Source organism: Marinobacterium iners DSM 11526 (genome assembly GCF_900107855.1).
Classification (GTDB): domain Bacteria; phylum Pseudomonadota; class Gammaproteobacteria; order Pseudomonadales; family Balneatricaceae; genus Marinobacterium; species Marinobacterium iners.
The window spans coordinates 126,868-152,221 of record NZ_FNRJ01000010.1 but is presented as its reverse complement, the minus strand read 5'-3'; the positions used below and the strand labels follow the sequence as shown (position 1 = coordinate 152,221).

The 25,354-nt window shown below is 55.2% G+C and carries 23 protein-coding genes; 6 read left to right on the top strand and 17 right to left on the bottom strand.

Annotation, left to right across the window (positions count from 1 at the left end; genetic code table 11):
- Window positions 1-192 (top strand): 4Fe-4S dicluster domain-containing protein (locus BLV48_RS12015; protein ID WP_175527658.1); only part of this gene is annotated, 192 nt, incomplete at its 5' end.
- 108 nt (window positions 193-300) lie between these two features.
- Here the strand turns inward: BLV48_RS12015 and BLV48_RS12010 are convergent.
- From BLV48_RS12010 to BLV48_RS11965, 10 genes are all read right to left on the bottom strand, one after another.
- A complete protein-coding gene (locus tag BLV48_RS12010; protein WP_091827028.1) occupies window positions 301-1,137 on the bottom strand; it encodes an ion transporter in 837 nt (278 codons plus the stop codon).
- A 60-nt stretch (window positions 1,138-1,197) separates the two neighbouring features.
- Window positions 1,198-3,138 carry an alkaline phosphatase D family protein gene (locus BLV48_RS12005; RefSeq protein WP_091827027.1) on the bottom strand — a complete coding sequence of 647 codons (1,941 nt, stop codon included), beginning with the start codon at window positions 3,136-3,138 and terminating at the stop codon, window positions 1,198-1,200.
- A 59-nt stretch (window positions 3,139-3,197) separates the two neighbouring features.
- Window positions 3,198-3,383 carry a hypothetical protein gene (locus tag BLV48_RS12000; protein WP_091827026.1) on the bottom strand — a complete coding sequence of 62 codons (186 nt, stop codon included), beginning with the start codon at window positions 3,381-3,383 and terminating at the stop codon, window positions 3,198-3,200.
- A gap of 119 nt (window positions 3,384-3,502) precedes the next feature.
- The gene (locus tag BLV48_RS11995) at window positions 3,503-4,603 is read right to left on the bottom strand and encodes a malate dehydrogenase (protein ID WP_091827025.1); all 1,101 of its coding nucleotides are present in this window, start codon (window positions 4,601-4,603) and stop codon (window positions 3,503-3,505) included.
- Between the two features lie 237 nt (window positions 4,604-4,840).
- A complete protein-coding gene (locus tag BLV48_RS11990) occupies window positions 4,841-6,730 on the bottom strand; it encodes a propionyl-CoA synthetase (protein WP_091827024.1) in 1,890 nt (629 codons plus the stop codon).
- A 94-nt stretch (window positions 6,731-6,824) separates the two neighbouring features.
- Window positions 6,825-7,718, bottom strand: a complete 894-nt coding sequence (gene mmsB / locus BLV48_RS11985; protein ID WP_091827023.1) for a 3-hydroxyisobutyrate dehydrogenase — start codon at window positions 7,716-7,718, stop codon at window positions 6,825-6,827.
- Window positions 7,719-7,771: 53 nt separating this feature from the next.
- The gene (locus BLV48_RS11980; RefSeq protein WP_091827022.1) at window positions 7,772-8,869 is read right to left on the bottom strand and encodes an enoyl-CoA hydratase/isomerase family protein; all 1,098 of its coding nucleotides are present in this window, start codon (window positions 8,867-8,869) and stop codon (window positions 7,772-7,774) included.
- 23 nt (window positions 8,870-8,892) lie between these two features.
- A complete protein-coding gene (locus BLV48_RS11975) occupies window positions 8,893-9,669 on the bottom strand; it encodes an enoyl-CoA hydratase (RefSeq protein WP_091827021.1) in 777 nt (258 codons plus the stop codon).
- 37 nt (window positions 9,670-9,706) lie between these two features.
- Window positions 9,707-10,861 (bottom strand): acyl-CoA dehydrogenase family protein, encoded by a 1,155-nt coding sequence (locus BLV48_RS11970; protein WP_091827020.1) that lies wholly within the window; start codon window positions 10,859-10,861, stop codon window positions 9,707-9,709.
- A 110-nt stretch (window positions 10,862-10,971) separates the two neighbouring features.
- Window positions 10,972-12,465: a CoA-acylating methylmalonate-semialdehyde dehydrogenase gene (locus BLV48_RS11965; protein ID WP_091827019.1), complete on the bottom strand. Its 1,494-nt coding sequence runs from the start codon at window positions 12,463-12,465 to the stop codon at window positions 10,972-10,974.
- A 209-nt stretch (window positions 12,466-12,674) separates the two neighbouring features.
- Between BLV48_RS11965 and BLV48_RS11960 the strand changes: the two genes are divergently transcribed.
- The gene (locus BLV48_RS11960) at window positions 12,675-13,580 is read left to right on the top strand and encodes an AraC family transcriptional regulator (protein ID WP_091827018.1); all 906 of its coding nucleotides are present in this window, start codon (window positions 12,675-12,677) and stop codon (window positions 13,578-13,580) included.
- Here the strand turns inward: BLV48_RS11960 and BLV48_RS11955 are convergent.
- The 7 genes from BLV48_RS11955 to BLV48_RS11925 all read right to left on the bottom strand — a co-directional run bounded on the left by BLV48_RS11955 (window position 13,563) and on the right by BLV48_RS11925 (window position 20,932).
- Window positions 13,563-14,855 (bottom strand): sensor domain-containing diguanylate cyclase, encoded by a 1,293-nt coding sequence (locus BLV48_RS11955; protein WP_091827017.1) that lies wholly within the window; start codon window positions 14,853-14,855, stop codon window positions 13,563-13,565. The two genes, BLV48_RS11960 and BLV48_RS11955, sit on opposite strands and share 18 nt — an antisense overlap.
- Before the next feature lie 94 nt (window positions 14,856-14,949).
- On the bottom strand, window positions 14,950-16,035 hold the full coding sequence (gene hemH, locus BLV48_RS11950; protein WP_091827016.1) for a ferrochelatase: 1,086 nt from the start codon (window positions 16,033-16,035) through the stop codon (window positions 14,950-14,952).
- 181 nt (window positions 16,036-16,216) lie between these two features.
- Window positions 16,217-17,143, bottom strand: a complete 927-nt coding sequence (locus BLV48_RS11945) for a branched-chain amino acid ABC transporter permease (RefSeq protein WP_091827039.1) — start codon at window positions 17,141-17,143, stop codon at window positions 16,217-16,219.
- A 10-nt stretch (window positions 17,144-17,153) separates the two neighbouring features.
- Window positions 17,154-18,041, bottom strand: a complete 888-nt coding sequence (locus BLV48_RS11940; RefSeq protein WP_091827015.1) for a branched-chain amino acid ABC transporter permease — start codon at window positions 18,039-18,041, stop codon at window positions 17,154-17,156.
- A gap of 114 nt (window positions 18,042-18,155) precedes the next feature.
- Window positions 18,156-19,355 (bottom strand): ABC transporter substrate-binding protein, encoded by a 1,200-nt coding sequence (locus tag BLV48_RS11935; RefSeq protein ID WP_091827014.1) that lies wholly within the window; start codon window positions 19,353-19,355, stop codon window positions 18,156-18,158.
- Between the two features lie 48 nt (window positions 19,356-19,403).
- On the bottom strand, window positions 19,404-20,114 hold the full coding sequence (locus tag BLV48_RS11930) for an ABC transporter ATP-binding protein (protein WP_091827013.1): 711 nt from the start codon (window positions 20,112-20,114) through the stop codon (window positions 19,404-19,406).
- Window positions 20,111-20,932: an ABC transporter ATP-binding protein gene (locus tag BLV48_RS11925; protein WP_091827012.1), complete on the bottom strand. Its 822-nt coding sequence runs from the start codon at window positions 20,930-20,932 to the stop codon at window positions 20,111-20,113. Before BLV48_RS11925 ends, BLV48_RS11930 begins: the two co-directional genes overlap by 4 nt.
- Window positions 20,933-21,231: 299 nt before the next feature.
- Here BLV48_RS11925 and BLV48_RS11920 point away from each other — a divergent pair, with 299 nt between their 5' ends.
- The 4 genes from BLV48_RS11920 to BLV48_RS11905 all read left to right on the top strand — a co-directional run bounded on the left by BLV48_RS11920 (window position 21,232) and on the right by BLV48_RS11905 (window position 25,348).
- Window positions 21,232-21,633 carry a MerR family transcriptional regulator gene (locus tag BLV48_RS11920; RefSeq protein ID WP_091827011.1) on the top strand — a complete coding sequence of 134 codons (402 nt, stop codon included), beginning with the start codon at window positions 21,232-21,234 and terminating at the stop codon, window positions 21,631-21,633.
- Between the two features lie 34 nt (window positions 21,634-21,667).
- Window positions 21,668-22,834 carry an isovaleryl-CoA dehydrogenase gene (locus BLV48_RS11915; RefSeq protein WP_091827010.1) on the top strand — a complete coding sequence of 389 codons (1,167 nt, stop codon included), beginning with the start codon at window positions 21,668-21,670 and terminating at the stop codon, window positions 22,832-22,834.
- A 74-nt stretch (window positions 22,835-22,908) separates the two neighbouring features.
- Window positions 22,909-24,519 (top strand): carboxyl transferase domain-containing protein, encoded by a 1,611-nt coding sequence (locus BLV48_RS11910; RefSeq protein ID WP_091827009.1) that lies wholly within the window; start codon window positions 22,909-22,911, stop codon window positions 24,517-24,519.
- 28 nt (window positions 24,520-24,547) lie between these two features.
- On the top strand, window positions 24,548-25,348 hold the full coding sequence (locus BLV48_RS11905; RefSeq protein ID WP_091827008.1) for an enoyl-CoA hydratase/isomerase family protein: 801 nt from the start codon (window positions 24,548-24,550) through the stop codon (window positions 25,346-25,348).
- The last annotated feature ends 6 nt before the right edge of the window (window positions 25,349-25,354 follow it).

Here is a 25,354-nt window from a genome sequence, read left to right as displayed (position 1 = left end):
TATGCCGAACCGGCTCAGCGATACTGCCCTGCCGGTGTGTATGAAGTGGTGGAAGGCGATAGTGGCCCGCAGTTCCAGATCAATGCGCAGAACTGCGTCCACTGCAAGACCTGTGATATCAAGGACCCAGCCCAAAACATCAACTGGGTGGTACCTGAAGGTGCCGGTGGGCCGAACTACCCCAATATGTAGGTAAAGTAACAAGGCCGGCTTTAAGCCGGCCTTGTTACTTCAGAATCAGAATATGGTCAGCAGCTTTGACAAGCACGCTCCAGCTGCAAAGCAGTGACTACAATTAACTCACCGGTTACGCATCCGTTCCTGTTCAAGTGCTGTCTCAATGCGCTGTAGTTGCTCGCTCATGGCAACCATATGCTCACGCATCCAGTGAATTTCGGCGGCCTCCCCCTCCCCGGACTCCAACTGCTCCGCGGCGCTCTCCTTCTGCATCACATCCAGCACAATACCAATCATCATGTTCAGGAATATGAACGCCGTGAGGAAAATGAAGCTCAGATAGAAGATCCAACTCAGCGGATACTCTTCCATGGTGGCGTACATGACATCGGTCCAGTCCTCAAAAGTGGCCACACGGAACAGCGTCAGCATCGAAATGGTGATATTACCCCACAGGAAGGGGTCGATGTTTTCAAACAGAAAACTGCCAATGGCCGCATATATGTAGAATATAATGAACATCAGCAAAGCCACATAACCCATGCGCGGAATGGATTTCACCAGCGCCGCCAGCAGCATACGCAATTCAGGGATCATGGAGACCAGTCGCAGAACACGGAAGACCCTGAGCAGACGTGCAATCAGGACCATTTCGGAGTCATTGATCGGTACTAGACTGGCCACAACAATCACGAAATCAAAGATGTTCCAGCCTTTCTTGAAAAAGTCGAAGAACCGCTTTTCCGCCGCCATCCTGACGATGATTTCAAACAGGAAAAACAGCGTCACCCCCAGATCAAGCCAGTTGATCAGCTGGTCAAACCTTGACGCTTCTTCGTAAGTTTTGGCGCCGATCAGCAGCGCCGAGGTAACAATGACCAGAATGACAAAGGTCTCGAACAGCTTATTGGCACGCAGCCGCTCAAGCCTGTCCTGAAGTCGAGTCCAGTAAATCCTCATGCGACGTACTCTCCGCAGCAAAATGGTAGTTAGGCGCGCGGATTATACGTTAGCGCCCCCTCAGCCCCAATGCTCCTCTTCGTCGGTCAGATCAAAACGTACATCTCGGCCATCAGCCCCCAGCTGCCAGACCTCTTCCGGCTCACCATCCGCGGCAAAGCGAACCAGCCCTATACCCGCCTTATTAACCAACCGACAGCCCTCTGCTGCACCTTCCGGGCGCCGGGGGGATACTTTCATCAGGCGACGTCGCGTAAACCAGTTTAACGGCGATGAAGGGGCGTAGAGCCAACGATTGAGCCGGTCGAATAAAGTCAGCAAACGAGGCGGGAACTCGTTTTTCAGACCGCTGCTGGTGATCTGCCAGATTTTTGGTCCACCCTTGCGGAAACGGATCTCGATGTCGTACACAAATGAGTAGTGCACATCCCCCGAGAGCACGACAAAATGCTCAGGTGTACGCGTATGGCGGAAAATGTTCAGGATCACGTTGGCTGCACCTGGGTGTGCCATCCAGTTTTCTGCATCCACCATCAGAGGCTGGCCGAAAGTGGTGAAAGTCTTTTGTACCGCCTCGATCAGTTTCACACCAAACACAGGGGCCGGGGAGACCAGAATCACGGCTTTTCGATCCAGCAGGTGCTGCTGTAACTCGGTGAGTGCCTCCCAGTCCATCAACCCTGAAGGGCTGTTCAGGTTGCGCTCGGCGCGCCAGCGGCGGGTACGCGTATCCAGCACCAGCACACCGGGATCAATGGGGATAAGGTAGTCCCAGCTCTGAAACGCTATCAGCTCATCGATCAGGCTGTGGTGATCTTCTTCATTGTGTGTTTTAAGCCAACGCTCCACATGCTCACTCAAATGTTTGCGGATCTTGCGTGGCGCGTTGCCACTGCCCTGACAAAGCAGATAACCGATCATCGCATTACCAATGATCTGTCGTGAGAAGGGATGACCATAGGCGGACAACTCCCATGCAGCCGACAAATTCCAGTCATCCGTAACATCATGGTCATCAAAGATCATGTACGTGGGTAAATGTGCCATCACCCGGCGAACCTGAGGCAACTGTGCACGAAACCCAAGAATGGCATCCAATTCGTGGTCATACAGCTCGGCATGACGGGGGGAAAGCGCTGGCGGGTTCAGATCAATCCCTTGCCAGGCCTTTGGCGACCAGATCAGACAATAGCTGGCGATCACCTCAGCAAAGGTAATCAGGTGATTATGTGCGGAGTCACTGGTGAAAATGGGCTTGCGTACCCCGGCAAAAAAGCGTTCCCGAACATTTTCACTCAGCTGATCCTTGGGCAAAAGCTGTTCACGTTGATAGTAGCAATACGGGCTTTGCCTCAGCTCAATGCCACTGTCAGCCCCCCCTCCCTCGAGTGTTTCATCCCACAGCCCCAGACGATCACTGAGCTGATGAGCCGCCCTTAGCATTGGCCCTGCCACATCATCCGCGTAGAGCTGGTCACCACTGAGCATCAACACGGCGGGCCAGTCAGCCGGTGCAGCAAGATGCTGCTCCAGCCAGGCGTCGGCACGCGCCAGCCCATCCCTTGATGGATAATGCGGCTTGCGACAAGAGCCATGCAGCATTGAGCGCAGCTGAGGCTGGATCACAAACCCGGGCAAAAGCTCACCTGGATAGAGAAGGTCCGGACCCCACTCCTGTATGGAGCACCAACGAGTATCGCCCTGAGCACGAATCAGCAGATCGTAATCAATGCGCTCCCCGGTAGGCAGTGGATTTTCCGGCTGCAGATTCAGCAGGCAGATCCAGGCATGCTCGCCAACTTGAAGTGACCAGCATTCGTCTTTCGTAAGAACCCTGTCAAGCACTCCCCCTTGAGTGGTTTTCAGCCGCAGGGAAAAGTCCAGCACCTCAGTGGTCAGGCACCAGATTGTCAGTTCATCAGGCGTGATTCGGCGCAGAATGGGGCCAACCAAAACGGGAAAACGTGTATCGGAACTGGAGGGAGGCAGAGATATCGACATTGTTCAGATTGAGGCCAAACTCACATCGTTTGGCCCGGGTCTCCTGAGGTGGAAGGTTATCAGTGCAGAGGTTCCTCGTATTTTTTACGGATCGCCATTAAAGCAGGCTGAATATCCAGAGGCGCATAGTTCATCGCCTGCTCAAACAGCTCCTTGTTCTCTTCCGAAAGACGCTCTTCCTCGCTCATGGCCGAGAGCTGCTTCATGGCTTCAATGAATTTGGGGTGTGGAGTGTTCTGACTCATGGGATGCTCCTCCGCGCTGTTGTGGCAGAGATCAAGTGCTCTGCACGCCTATTGTGCCCGTCAAGGCGCATCAGAACCAGCCCGCAGGGCGCTAAAAACCTTGCGGGCCAAGTCTCAGGCTACATCACCCGATTGGTGGTCAGGTACTTGGAAGCAGCGTCCGGTCCTGTACCATCGGCATAGAGGGTAACGCCCGAGCGCAGGCAGATCGACAGGTTTTGATGAGATGCCTCGGTTTCAGGCGGCAATAGATGGTTGACTGCAGCCTTCTCTTCAAGCAGCTCTGCTTCCGTAACCTTCATCATCTCGCGGCTCCAGTCTGATATGTCCAGACCACGTACAATCTGATACCGCCCGTAGTCACAACGCACCGGGAAAGAGTAGAAAATGCCCTTTTCGATGCCGTAACTGCCATCGCTCAGAATCCCCATACTGACGATTTCACCCGGTTGTGTTCCCAGCATCCAGTCATGCATGTGATCCACCACCGCCTGAGCAGCAGAGGCGGCACTGGACACGCCACGGGCCGCAATAATCTCGCCACCCCGTGTCTGGATCTTGGGGATGAACACTTCGCGATACCACCGCTCGTCAATCTGCTCCATCACCGGCTCATCCAGTACTGTAGCCTGATGCAGATCGGGAAACTGGGTGGTGGAATGGTTGCCCCAGATCACCACACGGCTGATGTTGCGCGGGTTGGCACCGGTATGGTTGGCCAGTATTCCCTTGGCACGATTGTGGTCCAGTCGCGTCAGCGCCGTGAACTGGGATGGACTCAACTTGGGCGCATTGCGACTGGCGATCAATGCATTGGTATTGGCCGGATTGCCCACGACCAGGACCTTGACGTCGCGGTTGGCATGATTATTCAACGCCTGACCCTGACGCGTGAAAATTTCTGCATTGGACTCCAGCAAGTCACTGCGCTCCATGCCTGGCCCCCTTGGACGAGCGCCGATCAGCAGTGCGTAGTGCACATTATCGAAACCGTCTTCCACGTTGTCATGCAGAGTGATGGTATGCAGCAACGGGTAGGCACAGTCCTCCAGCTCCATGGCAAGACCACGCAAGGCTTCCATACGATCAGGCATTTCAATCAGCTGGAGAATCACCGGCTGGTCCTTGCCGAACATCTCGCCGCTGGCGATTTTGAATAACAAGTTGTTACTGATAGCACCGGCAGCGCCGGTAACGGCTATTCGGACAGGTCTGCGCATGATGACTCCCTCAAGTTGGCCTGCGAAGCGAAACGAATACGACTAAAGTCGTACCATTCAACGAATCGGCACACAACATGGCAAGTGAATCAGGCGGAATCAGGCAATCCCGAAATTGAACAAGCAACAAAAAAGAGGGAATCACTTCCCTCAAGCCCGAGAGACCATCCATGGCTTGGGTATGCAAGCATGGGGTCGGAGAAACAGAGTGATGGGCCCCACGACGGGGCCCGGAGGTCAGGCAATACCTACCGCTTTGATCTTTTCTTCGATCTCCGGCAGGATGCTTTCGTCATCGATCGTCGATGGCATTTTGTACTCTTCGCTGGCCGCAATCTTGCGCAAAATGGCACGCAGGATCTTGCCTGAGCGTGTTTTCGGCAGTCGCTGCACCACGACCGCACGGCGGAAACAGGCCAGTGCACCCACCTGTTCGCGCACCATCGCAACCAACTCACTTTCTAGCTGGTCTTCATCGATTTCGACGCCAGCCTTGAGCACAATCAGCCCCACTGGAATCTGCCCTTTGAGTTCATCCGCCATGCCAATAACGGCACACTCAGCAACCGCGGCATGAGCGGAGACCACCTCTTCCATCTCACCGGTTGACAGGCGATGACCTGACACGTTGATCACATCATCTGTCCGGCCGGTGATATAAACGTAGTTATCTTCATCCTTATAGCCACCATCACCGGTATGGTAGTAACCCGGAAATGCAGTCAGGTACGAGCTGACAAATCGATCATTGTTGTTCCAGATGCTCCAGGCAACGCCCGGCGGCAGCGGCAGCTTAATGCAGATGTTACCGGCTTCCATCGCCCCAACAGGCTCACCGTCGCCATCCAGTACCTGAATATCGTAGCCGGGAATCGGTTTGTTGGTAGATCCAAGACGAGGCTCTGAGGGGGAATCCCAACCCATCATTGGCGCGGTCACCGGCCAACCGGTTTCAGTCTGCCACCAGTGGTCAACGACCGGCACTTTTAACAGATCATCCAGCCAGTAGTAGGTTGAGGAATCCAGTTTTTCGCCGGCCACAAAGATCCAGCGCAGACTGCTCAGATCGTATTTTTTGGCCAGATCACCTTGCGCATCTTCCTTGCGCACCGCACGGAAAGCCGTTGGCGCACAAAACATGGAGTTGACCTTGTACTCTTCAATGATGCGCCAAAAGGCACCGGCATCCGGTGTCTTGATCGGCTTGCCTTCATAGAAAATCGCACTGCAGCCACCCATCAGCGGGCCGTAGACGATGAACGAGTGTCCCACCACCCAGCCAATGTCCGAAGCACCCCACCAGACATCACCGGCTTCCATGCCATAGACGTTGTTCAACGCGTAGCGCAATGCAACGGCATAGCCACCATTGTCGCGAACGATCCCTTTGGGCTGACCGGTAGTACCGGATGTATAGAGAATATAGAGCGGATCGGAACCCTTGACCGGAACGCATTCGGCCGGTTCTACACCTTCCTGCGCCTGATACCAGTCCAGATCACGACTGGGATCCATCTCGGCCTTCAGCATTGGACGCTGGCAGACCAGCGTGTGCGGAGGCCTATGGCTGGCCAGTTCAATTGCCTTATCGACTAACGGCTTGTATGCGATTTTTTTATCGAATTCAACACCGCAGGAGGCGGTCAGAATCACCTTGGGTTTGGCATCGTCAATGCGAATTGCCAGTTCATGCGGCGCAAAGCCGCCAAACACCACTGAATGAACCGCTCCCAGACGAGCACATGCCAGCATGGCAACAGCGGCTTCAGGGATCATCGGCATGTAGATGACGACGGTATCACCCTTTTCAACACCCAAGTTTCGCAGGGTGCCAGCAAAACGACTGACACGTCCCTTCAGGTCGTTGAAGGTGATCGCTTCCTTGGTATCGGTGACAGGAGAGTCGTAGTAAAGCGCCACCTGATCCCCACGCCCCTGCTCCACTTGATGGTCAACCGCCAGATAGCAGGTGTTCAGCTCGCCATCGGCGTACCAGCTGTGCGTACCCCAGTCGGTGGTGGTCAAAGTGGTTTGCGGTGCCTTGTACCAGGCAATATTTTTGGCCTGCTCTGCCCAGTAGGCCTCGGGGTTGGCGATAGACGCGCGGTATTGTTCGTTGTAATCCATGCTCCACCTCATTTTATTCTTGTTATCGTGCGCGGCCCTTAACTTCAGAACCGAGTCAAGAGCCGCGCCGCAGACCGGAACCGGTCCGTCCGGCTTATTCGGCGTCCTGATAGAGTCGAATCAGGCTGGAGAAATCCAGCGCACCGTTACCGGCTGACTTGTGAAGGTTAAACAGTGCACGGGCTGCCGACCCCATCGGGGTAGCCGATGCACTCTGTTGACTAACTTCCATCGCCAGCCCCAAATCCTTGAACATCAAATCCACCATGAAGCCACCCTGGTAGTCACGCGAAGCTGGCACGCCATCCATCACACCCGGAACCGGGTTGTATACCTGAAGCGCCCAGTTGTTGCCGGAGCTCTGCTTCATGATGTCAGACAGCACCTTCGGATCCAGGCCGTTTTTCATGCCCATGTTCAAGGCTTCACACGTGCCGGCCATCAGAATGCCCAACAGCATGTTGTTACATACCTTGGCCACCTGGCCTGCGCCATGATCGCCGGCATGGAAGATGTTCTTGCCCATGCACTCAAGCACCGGTTTTGCCTGTGCAAACTGGGATTCGGCCCCACCAACGATAAAGGTCAGCGTACCGGCCTGGGCACCGCCCACCCCACCGGAAACCGGTGCATCGATAAACCCGATACCCTTGGCGGCACCGGCCGCGGCCACACGACGTGCCGTATCGGCATCGATGGTTGAGCTATCGATCACCAGCGTATTGCTGTCGATCAGATCAAATAGAGGTTGGTCGCCTGTTACAAAAAGCCCTTCAACATGCTTGCCGGCAGGCAGCATGGAAACGACAAAATCCACGCCTTTTACTGCGTCCTGAGCAGACCCGGCAGTCTGACAGCCCGCTTCCGCAGCCTGTGCCAGTGCCGGAGTGGACAGGTCAAACGCCTTGACGCTGTGACCCGCCTTGGCGAGATTGGCAGCCATTGGGCCGCCCATGTTACCCAGACCAATAAATGCGATTGTTGCCATAATGCTATTCCTTGTTTTTATTCTAAAAAGTCAAAGATGTGGATGATCGGTAATTACAGGTCTGCCAGTGGATGCTGCTGCCAGGGCGACTGAAACATACCCTCCAGAAACCGTGACTCAACCTCTTCAATGGAGGCAAAAGTCCAGTTCGGCTGTCCGTCCTTGTCGATCAGCAGCGCACGCACACCCTCCTGCAGCTCACGATGACGGCAGCACTGTACTGACAGGATCAGCTCATGCTGGAACACTTCCTTGAGTGACAGGTGGCGACAGCGGTGCAGCTGCTCGTGGATCATCTTGATGGACAGTGGACTGCCGTGACTGATCGCCTTCTGTGCCCGCTTGATCCACTTGTCGTCGGACTCAAGCGCCAGCAGTGATTCAACCATCTCCTCAACGGAGTCATGGTCGGTCACTTCACGGATCAGGGCTTCATGGGCACGTATCGGCGCTGGCATCGCTTCAAAGATTTCACTGCATTCCTCTTCCAGTTCACGCAGCACTCGGCTGACAACGCCTCCGGCATCTTCACCCCAGTGCTCGCTCTGCAACCGCTCAAGCATGCCGTCACGCATATCTGCACTCAGGGCACGGTCGGCCAATCCCAGAAACAGCGCATCGGCCGCGTTGATCGGGTTGCCAGTGAGGCCGAGGAAGAGGCCAGTCCTCCCGGGCATGCGGTTGAGAAACCAGCTGCCACCGACATCCGGATAGAGACCGATGGTCACTTCCGGCATTGCCAGGTGTGAGGTTTCGGTCACGACGCGGTGACTGCAGCCGTTCATCAGGCCCATGCCCCCCCCCATGACAATGCCGCTGCCCCAGCAAATCACAGGCTTCGGGTAAGTGTGCAGGGTATAGTCAAGGCGATACTCACGGGTAAAGAACTGCTCCGGGAAGTCGGTATCCTCGGCCACCATTGCCTTGTAGAGATTGACGATATCACCGCCGGCACAGAACGCCTTGTCGCCAGCACTGTCCAGCAGCACCGCGACCACATTGGCATCATCACGCCACTCGTCAAGTTTCGGCTGGATCAGATCGATCATGTCCAGCGTCAGTGCGTTCAGTGATTTCTCCGCATTGAGGCGAATCTCTCCGATGATCTGGCCATCTTTTGTCGCGTGTTCAGTAAAGAGTACACAGCTCATACTTGGGCTCCCTTGGCACCGACTCAGCGGTTTTTCCATTCGGCCTTGCGTTTTTCAAGAAACGCGTTGACCCCTTCACGTTGATCTTCGGTATGGAACAGGTCCACGAAGAGTTCACGCTCGATGATGTAGCCCTGATCCAGCGGACGACTGCGACCGGACTGAATCAGCGTCTTGCAGGCCGCTACTGCGGATGGGCTCTGCTCGCCTACCTGCTCGGCCAGATGCAAGGCACGCTCCAGTGCCTGCCCCTGCTCGACCACCTCTTCGACCAGTCCGATCTCAAGCGCCTTGTCAGCCTTCAGTCGCTCGCCGCAGAGGATCATGCGCTTGGCCCAGCCTTCACCCACCAGCCAGGTCAGGTTTTGGGTACCGCCAGCACAGGGCAGCAGACCGACTTTTGCTTCGGGAAGAGCCATCTGGGCTTGAGTTTCGGCAATGCGAATATCACAGGCCAGCGCCACTTCCAGACCACCGCCCATGGCAAAGCCGTTGATCGCTGCGATGGATACGCCACGGAAACGGCTCAGGGTTTCAAAGGCCTCACCAAACAGTCGCGCCATATCACGAGCCACGCTGCGATCGCCATCGGCGAACAGCTTAAGATCGGCGCCAGCTGAGAAGAATTTTTCACCCTCTCCGGTCAACACCAGACTCCAGATATCACGGTCTTCATTCAGCTCGCCAACAATGCGCACCAGCGCCTGCAGACTATCGGCGGTCCAGGTATTGGCCGGCGGATTGTTCATGGTCAGCAGCGCAACATGGCCACGCTTTTCAACTCGAATCAGTTCAGACATTACCCTGTTCTCCTTATGCTGGACTTGTCAGTAGGGCTTAGAGCTCGGCAGCACCTTCCGCCAGTACGCGGCGGGAGATGATCAGACGCATCACTTCGTTAGTACCTTCCAGGATACGGTGCACACGGGTATCACGCAGATAACGCTCCAGCGGATACTCCTTGATGTAACCGTTGCCGCCATACAACTGCAGCGCTTCATCACAGATGTTGTAACATACATCCGTGGCGAAACGCTTGGCCATGGCACAATAGGTCGTAGCATCAGGATGCCCCTTATCCAGCTTACTGGCCGCCAGACGCACCATTTGACGTGCGGCGATCAGCTCGGTCTGCATATCGGCAATGCGGAACTGCAGCGCTTGAAAGTCAGCCAAACGCTTGCCAAACTGCTTGCGCTCCAGCATGTATTCGGTGGCCTTGTTCAGCGCCTGCTGAGCGGTACCGACGGAGCAGGTCGCGATGTTGATACGACCACCGTCCAGTCCCTTCATGGCGATCTTGAAGCCGTCACCTTCCTTGCTGAGCAGGTTCTCGGCCGGAACACGCACGTCTTCAAAGGTGATCATGCGGGTTGGCTGGCAATTCCAGCCCATCTTGTCTTCCTTGCGCCCGTAGCTGATACCGTCGCTTTTGGCATCAACCGCGAAAGCGGAAATGCCGGAGGCACCCTCGCCTCCGGTACGCGCCATCACCACCAGCACATCCGTGCTGCCGGCACCGGAGATGAAAATTTTGCTGCCATTGAGTACATAGTGATCGCCGTCAAGGCGGGCCGTGGTTTTCAGGGACGCCGCATCGGAGCCGGCATTGGGTTCGGTCAAACAATAGGAACCCAACATCTGGCCGGTCGCCAGCCCCTCGCCCCACTGTTCGATCACGGCAGGACCACCGAAGCTGGCGACCATCCAGCTCACCATGTTATGGATCGTGATGTAAGCGGTGGTGGAGGTGCACCCCATGGCCAGCTGTTCGAAAATGATACTGGCATCCAGCCGGCTAAGGCCCAGGCCACCCACCTCTTCGGGGGTATAGAGAGAGCAGAAACCCAACTCGCCAGCCTTTTGCAGCACCTCGATCGGAAAAATCGCCTCCTGATCCCACTCGGCTGCGTTGGGTTCCAGTTCATTCTGTGCGAACGCCCGCGCCATGTCGGCAAAGGCGATCTGGTCTTCGTTCAGTTCAAAATCCATTCCATACCTCGGACGCACTCTGTTTATTGTTATGGTCACGGCGACCGGATCAATGATGCCTGCGCCGCCATGACTCGGTTATTGCAACAGCGTGTTCTGTTAGCCTCGCATTATTTCAACTGGATCGTCATGTTCGGGCCTGACGCGATGTCATCCTCGAACCAGCGAGCGGTCACTGTCTTGGTTTCGGTGTAAAACTTCACTGCCTGCTTGCCGTAAGCATGCTGATCACCGTAGAACGACTTGCGCCAGCCGGTGAAGGAGAACATCGGCAGAGGCACGGGTACCGGTACGTTGATGCCCACCTGACCCACCTTGATCTCGTGCTGGTACTTGCGAGCCGCCGCACCGGACGACGTGAAGATAGAGGTGCCGTTGCCGTACGGGTTTTCGTTGATCAGTGCGATCGCTTCCTCAATCGTATCCACTTCCAGTGCGATCAGTACCGGACCAAAGATTTCTTCCTGGTAGATCGACATGTCACGGCTCACGTTGCGGAACATGGTCGGACCAACCCAGTTGCCATCAGGATAGCCTTCCACCACACACTCGCTGCCATCCAGAATGCAGTCCGCGCCAGCATCCTTGCCTTCCTGAATCAGTCGCAACACACGCTCACGCGCCTGCGGATTGATCAATGGGCCATAACCGGCTTCGGGATCATTCCAGGCACCCGGGCGCACTTTTGCCAGCGCATCACGCACTTCCGGAATCCACTCACGGGCCTCACCCACGAATACCGCCACGGAGATCGCCATGCAACGCTGACCACCGGCACCGACGGATGCGCCGGCGATGTTGTTGATCACCTGGTTCTTGGAGGCATCAGGCATCACCACCATATGGTTCTTGGCACCGGCGAAGGCCTGCACGCGCTTCATGTGGTCGGTACCGGTGCGGTAGATGTGCTCACCCACGGTCACGGAGCCAACAAAAGAGATTGCCGGGGTATCCTTGTGGGTCAGAAGCTGATTCACCACATCCTTGGTACCATGCACGATCTGCAGCAGGCCTTCAGGCGCACCGGCCTGCTGGAACAGTTCAGCCAGGCGCATCGGCGTCAGCGGGTCTTGCTCGGAAGGTTTGAGCACGAACGTGTTGCCGCAGGCGATTGCCATCGGGAACATCCACAGCGGAATCATCGCCGGGAAGTTGAACGGCGTAATGCCGACACATACGCCCAGCGGCTGGGTGATGCTGTAGCAATCGATCTTGCGAGCAACGTTTTCGACAGTCTCACCCATGCTCAGAGACGCGATGTTGCACGCGTGCTCAACTACCTCGATACCGCGCCACACATCACCCTTGGCGTCTTCAAAGGTCTTGCCGGTTTCTTGAGCCAGCAGTTCAGCCAGTTCATCGTGATGCTCTTTCAGCAGATGCTGATAGCGCAGCATAAGACGGGCACGGTCACCAACGGAGGTTTCCTTCCAGGTCTCGAATGCAGTCTTGGCGGCTTCGATGGCGCTCTCAACCTCTTCGGGAGTCGCACAGGGAACCTGCGCCAGCACTTCCTGAGTCGCGGGATTGGTGACCGGCAGCCACTGGCTGGTTTCACTCTGGACAAATTCGCCACCGATCAGGAGTGGTACATGCTGAGTCATTCGTTTCACCTTCACTGTCAGATTTATTGTTGTTATCTGTTCAGAAAGCAGCCAAACCACCTTCTGTTTACGTTAACGTTAATTCCTTGTCCATTTTGTAACACAGCCCGAAGGTCGTCAGGATTGATAATGTTGCTCACATGATGGACTATATTGCTGCCAAGTAAGGGTTTTCACTAAAGCATATAAAACCAAAGACTAAGGATTTCATGAGCACCCCATCCAGCTGGCCCCTGCCCCCGGAAAGCATCCGTTTCGTCCTGCCCCGGCAGATGGTTTCGAAACTGGCGACACACCCACTCAGCGAGCAGCTGTATCCGCTTGGGATCGGTTACTACCAGCTCGCACGGGGACACGAAATGCGCCGTGAACAGCATGATGACTTTCTGCTGATCTACTGTCTTGAGGGCAGCGGACGCGTCGAGTACGGCACCGACCGCAAACGCCGAATCATTCGTGCCGGGGACCTGCTGGTGCTGCCACGTGGCACGCCTCATCATTACTGGACCGACCAGCGCGACCCCTGGAGTATCTACTGGATCCATTTCGATGGCGCGCTCTCCCAGGCGTTCATTGATCAACTGGCGCTGGACCCCGGCTCCCCCTTGCTGCCACTGGGGATCCATTCACGATTGGTATCGGATTTTGAAGCCTTGCTGGACACACGCCAGGCGCGTCACCATCTGGCGTCTTACCTGCACAGCGCCAATCAACTGCGCCAGCTAATGACACATATTGCGCTGTTACGCCCTCTGGCGCGGCAACAGCAGGAGGAGTCGCTTGATCTGGAGAAAATTCACAGCTTGATGCAGGCGCGGCTGCATGAACAGATCGATGTAGATACCCTGGCAGCCGCCGTCAGCTTGTCCAAATATCACTTCATCAAGAAGTACAAGGCATTGACCGGTACGACTCCGATTAACCATTTCATTCAGCTCAAGATTGAACGAGCCTGCCACTTGCTGGATGTAACCAATAAGGGCATCAAAGAGATTGCATGGGCGGTAGGGTATGAAGATGCCTATTATTTCTCACGCATTTTCAGAAAAATGATGGGGATTTCTCCCAGTCAGTACCGTGCGATACGACTGGGGCGTTCATCGTACGTTGGCTGAACAGCCTTCACAGCATCGGGGGTCGTCATAAAGCACAACCTGATTCTTGCCTCCATGCTTTGCCGCGTAGAGGGCCGAGTCAGCACGAGCGACCAGGTCCACAAGACTGGTCGCATCTCGCGGATAGAGGGAGACACCAATACTGGCTGTCAGATCCAGTGTTTTCAGCGCGTCGGGCAAACTTACGCGAGCTATGCCGTGACAAAGCTTCTGCATCAGGCTTTTCATGCCATCGGCATCAGTATCAGGACACACCAGCACAAATTCCTCCCCGCCCCAGCGGAACAGAACATCCGAGCGTCGGGTAAACTCATCGATATAGGCAGCAACATGCTGGAGCACTTGATCACCGGCCAAATGCCCATGCAGATCATTGATCTGTTTGAAGTCATCCAGATCGACCAGTGCCAATCCCAGTGGCCGACGCTGACGCCGCATTAGTGCTATCTGCTGCTCGGCCAAACCTTCACCACGACGCCGATTGAACAGCCCCGTCAAGACATCGTAGTCGGCCTGCTTCTGCAGCTCCAGCTCCTGCATTTTGAGATCGGTCAGGTTGAACACCATTCCGATCACACGGACAGGTTTGCCCTGCTCGTCACGCTCGCGTACCTGGCCACAGTCTCGCACCCACAAGTAGTGTCCGTTGCGGTTCTTGAGCCTGTATTCCGCCTCAAACAGATGACGCCGTCCCTGCAGGTGTTCTTCAAGAATGCTCAGCACAAGGGGGGCATCTTCCGGGTGGATGTTACTTTTCCAGCTTTCCAGCCGCGGCTGCATCTCATCCGGGCCATAGCCCAGTAAACGCTTCAGGTTGGGGCTGAAATACAGCTGCCCACTGTCCACCTGCCAGTCCCACACGCCATCTGCCACATCATGCAGGCCCTGCCACACATTTTGCGGCGCCTGTTGTACCAGACAGAACTGTTGCATCCGCTTGCTGATATCGCGCGCAACAGAAATAAACACTTCACGCCCATCGACCTGATCAATCGAAACACGAATTTCAACCGGCAATTCATAGCCATCAGAACAGATATGATGGCCTATAAACACAAACGAGCCATGCTCCCGTGCACTTGCAACAATCTTGTGCCAGTGATCCATACCTGTCACATCTCGCTGCAGGGTCAGTACCGAATGGCCCAGCACCTGCTCCCGGCTATAACCCAGATCAGTACAGGCCGCACGGTTGCAGCCGATGATCTCCGAGGTTTCGGAATCGACAATATAGACAGCGTCGGGAAGGTGTTCGTACAGTTGTGCCAAATCCATAAAAGGCTCCTGGCTCCGGATCATCCTGTCATACCGGAGCGGTCAATCAATCCATAATATTGAGACCATTCCTGTTGTGAAGCATTGCCTGCGCCTATCGCTCGGCCCCCTGATCCTGCGCAAGTTTCTGACACTTTTTGCCTTCATCGGCAGGTGACAAATCCCAGCCCTGCAGATGCTTCAGGATCAGTTTTTCCAATGCGTCGATGTGAGTCGGTTCTGCATTCAACGCAGGGATGTATTCATAGCGCTCGCCACCAGACTCCATGAAGTACTCCCGGTTCTCCTGTCCGATCTCTTCGATGGTTTCCAGACAATCGGCCGAGAAGCCAGGGCAGATCACCTGTACCGATTTGACTCCCTGTTGTGGAAAGCCCTTCAACGTTTCATCCGTATAGGGTTTGAGCCACTCTTCTCGACCAAAACGTGACTGAAACGTGGTCATCCAACTGCCGGACTCCAGCCCAAGCCGCTCGGCAAGCAAACGACTGGTCTTGTGGCACTCGCAAAAGTAGGGATCGCCCTGCAGAAGATAGCGCTTGGGTATACCGTGGTAGGACATCAATAGACGGTCAGCCCGACCATGACGCTTCCAGTGCGCCTCAACCGAAGCCGCCAACGCATCAATATAGGCTGGTTCATCATGATAGTGATTCACCACCCTCAATTCCGGTAACCATCGACGGGTACGAAAATCCTCGGCAACAGCATCAAAGGTTGAAGCTGTAGTGGCACCGGAGTACTGCGGGTACAGAGGTAACACCAGCAGACGCCTCACACCGGCCTGTTGCATGCGCTCTATCACGCTGGTAATGGAAGGATTTCCATACCGCATGGCGAATTCAATCATAATATTTTCGCCAAAACGATGGTGCAGTCGCTCCTGCAGTGCTGCCGTCTGTGCCTGTGTATGCAGCAGCAGCGGAGACCCTTGATCGGTCCAGACCTCTTTATAGGCTGCGGCCGAACGACGCGGTCTGATGTTCAGAATGACGCCATTGAGAATACACCACCAGATCGGTCGCGGCACTTCAACCACACGAGGGTCCCAGAGAAACTCTTTCAGATATCGCCTCAGGGCCTTGGGCGCAGGCTCATCCGGTGTCCCCAGGTTGGTGACCAGCACCCCGGTCAATTCTTTCTGGTCGTGACTGAAGCCCTTTACTCCGCGATAGCCCATTACAGCTCCCTGAATAACAAAAGCCCTGATACTTTGCGATCAGGGCAAATAGACGAGACTTGATGTCACGTGATCCTAGTCGATACGTTGCCTCACGCCAAGTGGATCACCGCTGAAGAGTGGCAACAAAAAACGCCCGCCGGGGGCATCTCCGACGGGCGAATCGCTCGACACTCTCGACTTAGCCGAAATTGCGTTTCCACATTTTCTGCAACTCGCCAACGATACCGCTGCGGAACGCCAGCACACAGATCACGAAAATGAAGCCCATGATGATATGTACATAGTTGCCCAACTCACCACCGGACAGGTAGTTCTGCATGGTCACGATCACACCGGCACCGACAACCGGACCCAGAATGGTGCCGACACCACCTACCAGCGTCATCAGCACCACCTCACCGGACATGTGCCAGTGCACATCGGTCAGTGACGCCAGCTGGAATACCAGAGTCTTGGTCGAACCGGCCAGACCGGCCAGTGCGGCTGAAATGGTAAAGGCAACCCATTTGTAGTCATTGACGTTGTAGCCCAGGGAAACAGCACGCGCTTCATTCTCACGAATCGCTTTCAGCACCTGTCCAAAAGGCGAATGGATAGTGCGATGAATCACCCAGAAACCAATCAGAAACACGGCCAGTACGAAATAGTACATGTTCATGTTGTCGGACAAATCAATGAATCCGAACAGATTTCCACGCGGTACCCCCTGCATGCCATCCTCGCCACCGGTGAACGGCGCCTGGAGGTAAATAAAGAAGACCAGCTGTGCCAGTGCCAGTGTCACCATGGCGAAGTAGATCCCCTCACGCTTCACCGACAATTTGCCGAATACCGCCCCCAAGGCACCTGCCGCAACAGTTCCCAGGATGATCGCCAGCTCGGGCGTCATGCCGGAGTTCATCATCAGCCAGCCGGTGATATAACCACCCGTACCCAGAAAGGCAGCATGACCGAATGACAGCAGCCCTACATACCCCAGCATCAGGTTGAACGCACAGGCAAAGAGCGCAAAACAGAGCAGCTTGGCCAGAAATACCGGGTAGAGGAAAAAGGGAGCCACTACCGCCAGCACCAGAAGTGCTACATAGAGTTTGTTTACTTTCATCATAACCCCCTCAGGCTTCCTTACCGAACAGACCGGCCGGTTTCACCAGCAATACAATCACCATGACCAGAAAGATGACGGTATTGGACGCTTCCGGGTAAAAATACTTGGTCAAGCCTTCGATGACGCCCATGCCGAGACCCGTCAGTATTGCGCCACCAATGGAGCCCATACCTCCGATCACCACAATGGCGAACACCACAATCAGAATGTTGGAACCCATATCCGGTGACACGGAGTAGATCGGGGCTGCCATGACACCGGCAAGGCCGGCCAGACCCACACCGAAGCCAAAGGTCAGTGTCACAATCAAGGGAACGTTAATACCAAATGCCTGCATCAACTGCGGGTTCTCGGTACCGGCACGCAGATAGGCGCCCAGTTTGGTTTTCTCAATCATCCACCAGGTCAGGCCACAGACCACGACCGAGGCACAGATGATCCAGAGACGATAGTCCGGCAAATACATGAACGGCAGCTTGGTACCGCCACGCAATGCATCAGGAATGGTGTATGACATACCTGAAGAGCCATACAGATGGGTAAACAGCCCCTGCAGAATCAGCGCAACCCCGAAGGTCAGCAGCAGACTGTAAAGATGATCCTCATTGGCAATGGGACGGATCAAAAACCGCTCCATCAGGATACCGACAAAGCCAACCACCAGCGGCACTATCACCAGTGCAGCCCAATAGTTGATGCCGAAGTAGTTCAGCGCCATCCAGGCAGCAAAGGCACCCAGCATGTACATGGCACCCTGAGCAAAGTTGATGATCTTGAGCAGACCAAAGATGATTGCCAGCCCCAGGCTGAGCAGAGCATAGAATGACCCGTTGATCAGACCGACCAGCAGCTGGCCGAAAAGACCAAAGAGATTGATACCGAGAAATGTCGCCATAGCCTTGTCCCGTTCTCACCTGCCTGATCCTGCGGCCAGAAGCAGCCGTCAGGCTGCCCTGCCGCCCGATTCAGGGCAGCAGGACAGAGTTGTTGCAGGGTTTAACTCTTATTGTTATTTGAAGTCGCACTCAGGCAGTACCGGAGCAAAAGCCTGATCACCCGGGATCACACTGACAACCTTGAAGATGTCATTGTTATCACGGCGTTCCTCAGGCTTCTTGATTTCGACATAGTACATGTCGTGAACCATGCGGCCATCGCTGCGCAGCGTTGCATTGCGGGAGAAGAAGTCATCCGGCTTCATCTCTTTCATTTTCTTGATAACGGCATCGGATTCATCCGTACCGGCAGCTTCAATCGCCTTCAGGTAGTGCATGGTCATGGAGTAGGCACCGGCATGTCCCATCGCCGGGATGTCACCGTGACGTTCCATGAAGCGCTTGCTCCACGCACGAGTCTGATCATCATAATCCCAGTAGAAGCCTGTTGTGGTACGCATTCCACCCGCGGTATTGGCATCCATTGCCTGGGCATTCGGAGTGAACACCAGCAGACCGGCCACGTCCATCATCTGAGTCAGACCAAACTCTGAAGCCGCCTTGAGCGAGTTGACGGTATCACCACCGGCGTTGGCCAAGGCCACTACGTCGGCACCTGAAGACTGCGCCTGCAGGATGTAGGACGAAAAGTCAGTAGTGCCCAGCGGCGCACGCGCTGCACCCACGACCTCACCACCGTTCTCCTGAATAACCTTGGTGGCAACACCTTCAAGGGCGTGACCAAACGCATAGTCAGCGGTAATGAAGAACCATTTTTTCTTGCCGGCATCGACCATCGGCTTCACGGTGCCGTTGGCCAGTGCCACTACATTGTAAGTCCAGTGAACGTTATAGGGTGAACACTGCTTGGTGGTGAACGCGTTGGAAGCGGCTGTCGAGATCAGAGCGATCTTCTTGGCCTCGGTGGTTACCTTGGTCGCAGCACCCACCACAGCCGATGATACCAGGCCGCCTACCGCGTCAACCTGCTCGTTTTCCACCCACTTGCGCACGATGGCAGAACCAACGTCCGGCTTGAGCTGATCGTCAGCACTGACGATTTCGATCGGCGCACCCAGAACAGTACCACCGAAGTCTTCAACCGCCATTTCAATCGCGGTTACACAGCCTTTACCACAGATATCCGCATACACACCGCCCATGTCAGCCAGCACACCGATCTTGACCTTGCCATCAGAGACATTGGCCATGGCAGCTGAGGACGCAAAAGCGGCAACGGACGCAGCGAGAAGGGTCTTTTTCATCATTTTCATCGTTACTCTCCTGTCGAGCATTGTTATTTTTATTTCTCAGTTAAGGGATCAAACCCCAAGATAGGTGTTCAGGAGCTCTGTTTTGGCTTCAAGCTCATTGGCTTGAATTTCCTCAACGATATGACCGTGTTCCATAACGTAGTGACGGTCGGCGATGGGGGCAGCAAAACGGAAGTTTTGCTCCACCAGCAGGATGGTCAAGCCTCGCTCCTTAAGCTTGATCAGTACCTCACCCAGCTTCTGCACGATTACCGGGGCAAGGCCTTCGGTAATCTCATCCAGCAACAGAATATTGGCACCCGAGCGCAAAATACGCGCCAGGGCCAGCATCTGCTGCTCCCCGCCAGAAAGGCGGGTCCCCTGACTGTATCGACGTTCGTACAGATTGGGGAACATTTCGTACAACTCTTCAACACTCATGCCATCGGAGCGCACTGCCGGCGGCAGCAAAAGATTCTCTTCCACGTTAAGGCTGGAAAAGATGCCTCGCTCTTCAGGGCAATAACCCAGCCCAAGGTGAGCGATCTTGTGCGCGGGCATATTGATGGTTTCATTGCCATTGATATTGATCGAACCGGTACGGCGTCCCACCATATTCATGATGGCGCGCAAGGTGGTACTGCGTCCGGCACCGTTTCGGCCCAGCAGCGTAACCAACTCGCCCTGCATGATATTCATGTCGATGCCATGCAAGATATGGGACTCACCATAAAAGGCGTGCAGGTCATCGATGCGCAATTTCTCGCCATAAGTACTCATGCCTGAGTCTCCTCTGCCGCTGCCGCATCTCTGGCTGCCTGTTCGTTGGCTCGATCCTGCTCCTCACTGGCAGCCGTACCCATATAGGCCTCTCGAACACGCGGATCAGCCGAAACAGTCGCGTAATCACCTTCCGTAAGAATGGCACCGCGCTGAAGCACCGTGATTCTGTCCGCAAGTTTGGAGACAACATGAAGGTTATGCTCAACCATCAGAATGGTTCGACCTTCAGATACTTTCTTGATGAGGTCGGCGACCAGCCCCACATCTTCATGGCCCATACCCTGAGTCGGCTCATCAAGCAGCATCAACTCAGGCTCAAGCGCCAGCGTGGTAGCAATTTCCAGGGCGCGCTTGCGACCATAGGAAAGATCAACCGTTTGTGCGTCCGCAAACTCCGCCAACCCGACAGAATCAAGCAGCTCAACTGCTCGATCATTGAGCTTGTTCAGCACGTTTTGGGGGCGCCAGAAGTGAAAGCTATTGCCTTCCTTGCGCTGCAGCGCAATACGCACATTCTCCAGTACCGTAAGGTGTGGAAACACCGCGGATATCTGAAATGAGCGCACCACACCCGCACGAGCGATGGCAGCCGGTTTCATGGGCGTGATGTCACGGCCATTGAATAGAATCTGACCCGTTGTGGGAATCAAAAACTTGGTCAGCAGGTTGAAAACTGTGGTCTTACCGGCTCCGTTGGGGCCGATAAGGGCGTGTATGTTTCCGCGTGTCACCTGAAGGTTGACGTCATCTACCGCGGTGAAACCCTTAAACTCTTTTACAAGGTTACGAGTTTCGAGAACGTAGTCTGCACTCATGTGTAAACCAAGCCTCTTTGTTGTTTTTATGCTGGCTTTCGCACTAGGCGTCGGATTCTTACCTGAACGTAAGGTATGGACGCAAACTAGCAATTTACCTTAGGGGAATACAATTACTACTTTAGTCTAAACAAGCAGTCCAAATACAGATAAAAACACAATATATCTCAATATTTTCAACAGGTTAATTCGAAAACTCCGTGCGCATTGCGCAACAAAATTAATTTCTCGACACTTTACGTTAACGTAAACTTCATTTAGCCTGCATATACACGATAAGCAACAGGATTCAGAGCCACATGAGTAGAACCTACTCCATCAGCGAACTGGCCAGCGAGTTTGATGTAACAACTCGCAGCATCCGCTTCTATGAAGACCAGGGATTGCTGCACCCAACACGTCGTGGACAGACGCGCATTTACAGCAGTAAGGATCGAGTAAGACTGAAACTGATTCTGCGCGGCAAGCGCCTTGGGTTCTCTCTTGCAGAGACCAGGGAGCTGTTTGATCTGTGGGATGAAACACTCAGCGGCAGCGAGAAACAGCTCAACTTGATGCTCAGGACCATCACGACCAAACGTGCGGAACTGGAGCAACAGCTGAATGACATTGCAATGGTACAGCTTGAACTGGACAGCGCAGAAACCCGCTGCCGAGAAGCACTAACCGAACTACAACAAAAAAAGATGACGACCGAGTGACTGGATCACGGCATCATAATCAAAGGTGGACATAATGATCTCTGCATATTCTGAACTGAACTTTGGACTGGGCGAAACCATCGACATGCTGCGCGAACAGATCAACAGTTTCGCCGCTCAGGAAATTGCTCCCCGTGCCGAAGCGATTGACCACGAAAACCTGTTCCCGAACGATCTCTGGCGCAAGTTTGGCGACATGGGTCTGCTGGGTATCACCGTCAAGGAAGAATGGGGTGGCGTTGAGATGGGCTACCTGGCCCATGTTATTGCCATGGAAGAGATCAGCCGTGCCTCCGCCTCCGTTGGCCTGTCTTACGGTGCTCATTCCAACCTGTGCGTTAACCAGATTCACCGCAACGGTAACGATGAGCAGCGCGCCAAATATCTGCCCAAACTGATCAGCGGTGAACATATCGGCGCCCTGGCGATGTCCGAGCCCAACGCGGGTTCCGATGTGGTGTCGATGAAACTCACCGCGCGCGATGCCGGTGACCATTATGTGCTTAACGGCAACAAAATGTGGATCACCAACGGCCCCGATGCCAACGTCTATGTGATCTACGCCAAGACCGACCCGGCTGCCGGCCCCAAGGGTATCACCGCCTTTATTGTTGAGCGTGATACCGAAGGTTTCACCCAGGCACAGAAGCTGGACAAGCTGGGCATGCGCGGCTCCAACACCTGTGAGCTGGTATTCCAGGATGCCAAGGTACCGAAGGAAAATATCCTCGGCGAACTCAACGGCGGTGTTAAGGTGCTGATGAGCGGGCTGGACTACGAGCGGCTGGTACTTTCTGGTGGCCCGCTGGGCATCATGCAGGCAGCGATGGACATCGTGGTACCTTACATCCGCGATCGCAAGCAGTTCGGCCAGGCTATCGGCGAGTTCGAGCTGGTACAGGGCAAAGTGGCCGACATGTACACCCAAATGAACGCAGCCAAATCCTACGTTTATATGGTGGCCCAGTCTGCCGACCGCGGCGAAACCACCCGCAAGGATGCCGCCGGAGCCATTCTCTACTCAGCCGAAATGGCTACCAAGGTGGCACTGGATGCCATCCAGCTGCTGGGCGGCAACGGCTACATCAATGAATTCCCGACTGGTCGTCTGCTGCGCGATGCCAAGCTGTACGAGATTGGTGCCGGCACCTCCGAGATTCGCCGCATGTTGATTGGCCGTGAGCTGTTCCTCAACAAATAAGCTTTCCTCAACCAACAAGAATAATCGACACCGTCCGGGCAGCCCGTCTGCCCGGCAGAACGGGGAGCGACCTGATGACCCAATTGCACAGTAAAGTTAACCCACGCTCGGACGAGTTCCGTGCCAATCACGACTCCATGGCGGCAGCCGTCACCGACCTGCGCGACAAGGTATCCATGATTGAACAGGGAGGCGGCCCTAAAAACCAGGAACGCCACCTGTCACGCGGCAAGCTGCTGCCCCGCGAGCGTATCAACACCCTGATCGACGAAGGTTCACCCTTCCTTGAGCTGTCTCAGCTGGCCGGTTACAACGTGTATGAGGAAGAGGTACCGGCCGCCGGTATCATTACCGGTATCGGTCGCGTCAGCGGTGTGGAATGCATGATCATCGCCAACGACGCCACGGTAAAGGGCGGCACCTATTACCCGGTCACGGTGAAAAAACACCTGCGCGCTCAGGAAATCGCCGAACAGAACCACCTGCCCTGCATCTATCTGGTTGACTCCGGTGGTGCCAACCTGCCCCGTCAGGATGACGTGTTTCCGGATCGTGATCACTTCGGTCGCATCTTCTTCAATCAGGCCCGCATGTCCTCCAAGGGCATTCCGCAAATCGCGGTAGTAATGGGCCTGTGTACCGCCGGTGGCGCCTACGTTCCTGCCATGGCGGATGAATCGATCATCGTGCGCAACCAGGGCACCATCTTTCTGGCCGGCCCTCCTCTGGTGAAAGCCGCAACCGGTGAGGTGGTCAGTGCCGAGGACCTGGGTGGCGCTGATGTGCACTGCAAGGTCTCCGGTGTTGCCGACCATTACGCTGAAAATGATCAACACGCGCTGCAGATCGCCCGCGATTGTGTAAAAAACCTCAACCACCGCAAGCAGCTGAGTGATCTCAGCCTGCGCAAGCCCGTCGCCCCACTCTACTCCGCAGACGAGCTCTATGGCGTTGTCGGCACCGACCTGCGCAAACCCTACGATGTGCGTGAAGTCATTGCCCGCATCGTGGACGGCTCCGAATTTGATGAGTTCAAGAAATATTATGGCACCACGCTGGTGACCGGTTTTGCTCATATCCATGGCTACCCGGTCGGCATCGTCGCCAACAACGGCATTCTGTTCGGTGACTCAGCGCAGAAAGGCGCCCACTTCATCGAGCTCTGCTGCCAGCGCAAAATTCCTCTGCTGTTCCTGCAGAACATTACCGGCTTCATGGTAGGGCAGAAGGCTGAGTCCGAAGGTATCGCCAAACACGGTGCCAAGATGGTAACAGCCGTTGCCTGTGCCAACGTGCCCAAGCTCACCGTACTGATCGGTGGTAGTTTCGGTGCCGGCAACTACGGCATGTGCGGACGCGCCTACAGCCCCAACTTCCTCTGGATGTGGCCCAACGCCCGTATCTCGGTCATGGGCGGCGAGCAGGCCGCCGGTGTGCTGGCAACCGTTAAGCGTGACGGCATGGAACGCAGCGGCGAAACCTGGTCAGCGGATGAAGAGAAGGCATTCAAGAAACCGATCATCGACACCTACGAGCACCAGGGCCATCCCTATTACGCCAGTGCCCGCCTCTGGGATGACGGCGTCATCGATCCGGCCCAGACGCGTGACGTGATCGGCATGGGACTTTCAGCAACATTGAACAAGCCGATTGACGACACCCGTTTCGGCGTCTTCCGCATGTAACCGGTCGAGACATAATAAGGAAAGCGCTATGGACAATAACAATAACGCCGTATTGCTGCAGATCTCAGACCAGGGGGTTGCAACCCTGACGCTGAACCGGCCAGAGGTACACAACGCCTTTGACGACAGCATCATTGCGGCCCTGATCGAGGCACTGGAATCCACTGACCGGAGTCCCGAGGTACGGGTACTGGTACTGCGATCCAATGGCCGCAATTTTTCTGCTGGAGCTGATCTGGGCTGGATGAAACGGATGGCGCAGAACAGCCATCAGGAAAATCTTGAGGATGCTGGCCAGCTGGCCCGACTGATGGAAGTGCTGAATAATCACAGTAAACCCACCATCGGGCTGGTTCAGGGCGCCGCTTACGGCGGTGCCGTTGGGCTTGCCGCCTGCTGCGATATCGTCATCGCCACTGAGCAGAGCTCGTTTTGCCTCAGCGAAGTCAAGATCGGCCTGATCCCGGCCGTGATTAGCCCCTATGTGGTGCGGGCTTTGGGCGAGCGGCTGTCACGCCGCTACTTCCTCACCGCTGAACCCTTCAGCGCCAAAATCGCGGCTGACGCCGGACTGGTGCATCAGGTTGTGCCCCACGCCGATCTGCTCGATGAAGCCTGCAGCCGCTTCATTGCCCAGCTGCGCCGCAACAGCCCTCAGGCGATGCATGCCGCAAAAGAACTGATTTTTGCCGTCAGCCAGAAAACCATTGACCAGTCGGTCATCGATGACACGGCCTGCCGCATTGCCGATATCCGTGTCAGCGCAGAGGGTCAGGAAGGGCTTAGCGCCTTCCTCGACAAACGCACACCGAACTGGATCGAGGATTAATTTGCC